This is a genomic window from Phenylobacterium sp. (assembly GCF_004799395.1).
GTDB lineage: Bacteria > Pseudomonadota > Alphaproteobacteria > Caulobacterales > Caulobacteraceae > Phenylobacterium.
This window is the reverse complement of the sequence record NZ_SSMZ01000085.1, coordinates 1-3,341: the sequence shown is the minus strand read 5'-3', so window position 1 is coordinate 3,341 and position 3,341 is coordinate 1. Positions and strand designations below refer to the sequence as shown.

The following is a 3,341-nucleotide window of genomic DNA, read 5'->3' as shown; positions in this document are numbered from 1 at the left end:
TCAAAGGACTCCTTCGCCGGGTCGAATCGAAAGCCGGCGGGCGGCTTGTCGGTGATCAGGGCGACCAGCTCCCACTCCGGGTGGAAGCGGCGCAGCGTCTGGTAGAGGACACGCGCGCGGTTCAGATAGGAGAAGGTGAAACTGGAATAGCAGAGGACTTTCATCCGGCCCGCTCCAGCAGATCGACCGTAAGCGCGCTGAACGCCAGGTCGTAGAGGGCTGGCCGGCGACGCGCGCGGGCCAGTTCGGCGACCTCCCCGCTCTCGAACGCCGCGCCCAACGCCGCCTCGCCGGCCATGACCAGGCCGTGGCGCTCCTGTTCCACAAAGGCCGCGACATTGCCGCTGTCCGGGTTGGTGATCACCGCCGCGCCGGCCGCGACGGCCTCATAGGCGATGAAGGAGAAGGTCTCACGGCAAAGCGGCCAGATGATCGCGGCGTCCACGTCGTGCGCCTCGATCGCCTCCTGCATGGCGCGGGGACGGGCGTCGGTCACCGTCACCTTTTGGAATTCGATCCCCAGGCCCGGGGGCGTGCGTCCGCCCAGGTGCAGGAAGTGGTAGCGTGGGTCGCCGGCGTGCTTCGCCGCCAGGTCGCGGAATACCTCCCAGCCCTTGTGCGCCGCCGGCATGCCGGCATAGGCGATCCGCAGCGGCCGGTCGGCCGGCGGGATGGGCGCCGGACCGCGCTCCACCAGGCGCGCATGCGGCAACACCACCTCGCCGGCTGTCGGATAGGCCGAGCGCGCCTTCCAGAGGTCCAGGGTCGGCTGCGCGGGGCTGACCACCGTCAGGGAAAGCCGCTCGAACAGCCGCTCGTGTTCGGCCACGTGCCGGGCGCGCCAGGGACCGTAGACGCAGATGCCGCAGGCCTGGCTCTCCGGCGGCGGCGCCGAACAGTCCTCGACGTCGTTGCGCAGCAGGTGGAAGCCAGCGCAGAGGCTGGCGAAGTCGTGCAGCCAGAAAAAGCCGGCCTTGAGGCCCGTCGCCGCCAGGATGTCGGCGGTCTCGCCGGCGTTGTGGCCCAGGAGGCTGTGGATGGCGAAGCTGCGCTGACCGGGTTTCACCGCACCCGCCGCCTTGGCCAGAGCGCCGACGATCGCCTTCGGCTCGAACATCCCCAGCGGCTTGCCGTTCAGCAGCACGCCCAGGCGCCCGGCCTCGCCGCGCAGCCGCACCACCGGCCAGGGCTTGGCGGGGAAGAGGTGCAGGTGGTCGCGGCCCAGCTTCCTGATCCGCGCGCCCTCGCGCTGCAGGCAAAGCTGCACCCCGCCGGTGTTGGTCGTGTAGTCATCGTGGCTGACGGTGACGTGCAGTTCGGCCAGGCCGGTCTTCGCAGCCTCCAGGCCCTTGGCCAGGGCAGCCGCGGTCCCGAGCGTCAACCTCGCCTCGGCCCGCACGACCGACGCCACCTTGGCCTCCAAGGGGACCAGTCGCTTGATGATCTCATAGCGGAAGCCGAGTTCGGTGCGGCCCGTGCGGCCCTCGGCGCGGCCCGCGCTCAGATAGTGGATGAAAGGGTTGATGTCGGCCGCGGCGATATCCGGATAGCTCTCAAGATAGTCCTTCACCGAAAAATCCGGATTCGGGTCGCGGCCCTCACGCCAGCCGGAGGCCAGGAAATGGTCCAGCGGATCGACCCCGGTCTTGGCCACGTCGACGTTCGAGGCGAGATAGAAGGCGGCATCGAACTCGCCGGTCGCCAGGGTGCGCTCCCGGTGGCGGACCTGGGCCTCCTCGGCCACGGCGTCGGCGGCCTGACCCTCGCCGATCAGGGTCTCGAAGCTCCAGGCCGGCGTCTCGCCCCGGCGGGCGCGACGCAGCAGATAGTCGTCGGCCAGCACAGAGCGGACGACCTCGCGGCCCTCGCGCCGGCCGACGGCCAGATAGTGGTGCAACGGGTTCCAGCCGGCCTTCACCACCTCCGGATAGGCCTGGACGTAGGCGCTGGTGGAGAACCAGGGCGCCGGATCGCGTCCCTCGCGCCAGCCGCTGGCGGCATAGTGGGCGATCGGGTCCAGCCCGCTGCCGGCCAGGTCCGGGTTCACCGCGCGGTAGAAGGCCCCGTCCACCGCCGTGGAGATGACCGTAAAGACCGCGTCGGCAGGGGCCTTCGGAGGGGCCGTCACGGCCATGCGGCGTAAATCCCTGTGCGGCGGCCCAAGCTGGATAGTCCAGGGGCTCTGTGCAACAGAAGGTCGGAGCGATCAACCGGGCGGGGACCTTGCGACGCGGCTGTCCCGCCCGTAGAGCCGAGGCCTGAGCAGGTTGCGACCGGACCGTCCATGACCCCCAACAAGGCCGCTACGACGAGGGATGCGCGCAGCGCCTATCTGGTGCTGGGCATGCACCGCTCGGGCACCTCGGCGGTGACCCAGGTGCTGGCGCTGGCCGGCGCATCGCTTCCCGAAAACGTCATGACCGGCGACGAGCATAACGCCAAGGGCTACTTCGAGCCCTGGAAGATCGCCATGTTCAACGACGCCCGCCTGCGCGAGGGCGGGACGGCCTGGGATGACATCTTCGCCTTCCCCTACCGGCCGCTGGCCACCAAGCCCGAGCGCAGCTGGTTGAACCGAGCGGCGGCCCTTTTCGAAGAAGAATATGGCGAGGCCCGCCATCCGCTGTTGAAGGACCCGCGGGTCACCGTGCTCATGCCCTTCTGGCGCACCGTCCTGACCGAGCTGGAGGTCGCCGCCCGCTGCGTGATCCCGGTGCGTCATCCGCTGGCGGTGGCCGGGTCGCTGACGCGCCGCAACGGTTTCGCGCCGGAGAAATCGGTGCTGGTCTGGACCGCCTACATGCTGGCCGCCGAGGCCTACACCCGCGACCTGCCCCGCGCCTTCGTCAGCTACGACGGCCTGCTCGGCGACTGGCGCAGGGAAGTTGCCAAGATCGAGGCTGCCCATGGCGCGCCCCTCCCCAAGCTGACCGAGACGGCCGGCAGGGCCATCGAGCGCTTCCTGACCCCGGAACTGCGCCACAATGACAGCGCCGAGGGCCTGAAGGACCTCGGGTGGGCCGGCGCGCTCGCCGGCCAGGTGCTGGACTGGTTCGAGGCCGCCGCGAGCGGCAAGGCGCCCGGCCCCGCGGCGCTGGACAAGGCGGCCAAGGCGCTCGCCGCCCGCGCCCGGGAGATCGGCGTCCTGGTCTCTCCCGCGACCCGGGACCTCGATGAGGCCCGCGCGGAACTCGTCGAGCTGCGCCAGCAGCTGGCGTTCGAGCTTGGCCAGAAGCAGCGCCTGCAAAGCGAGGTCGACGCCCTGCGCCGCGACGCCGCCGAGGCCGCCCAGCGCCTCGACGCCATCTTGGCCGACGGCTGAGCCTGGCGCCCGTGGCGGC

The 3,341-nt window shown here is 70.6% G+C and carries 2 protein-coding genes; one reads left to right on the top strand and one right to left on the bottom strand.

The features are described 5' to 3' along the window. Nucleotides 1-160: 160 nt before the first annotated feature. On the bottom strand, nt 161-2,134 hold the full coding sequence (locus E8A12_RS06090) for a hypothetical protein (protein ID WP_293366992.1): 1,974 nt from the start codon (nt 2,132-2,134) through the stop codon (nt 161-163). Between the two features lie 150 nt (nt 2,135-2,284). Between E8A12_RS06090 and E8A12_RS06085 the strand changes: the two genes are divergently transcribed. Continuing rightward, nucleotides 2,285-3,322, top strand: a complete 1,038-nt coding sequence (locus tag E8A12_RS06085) for a hypothetical protein (protein ID WP_293366991.1) — start codon at nt 2,285-2,287, stop codon at nt 3,320-3,322. Nucleotides 3,323-3,341: the final 19 nt, after the last annotated feature.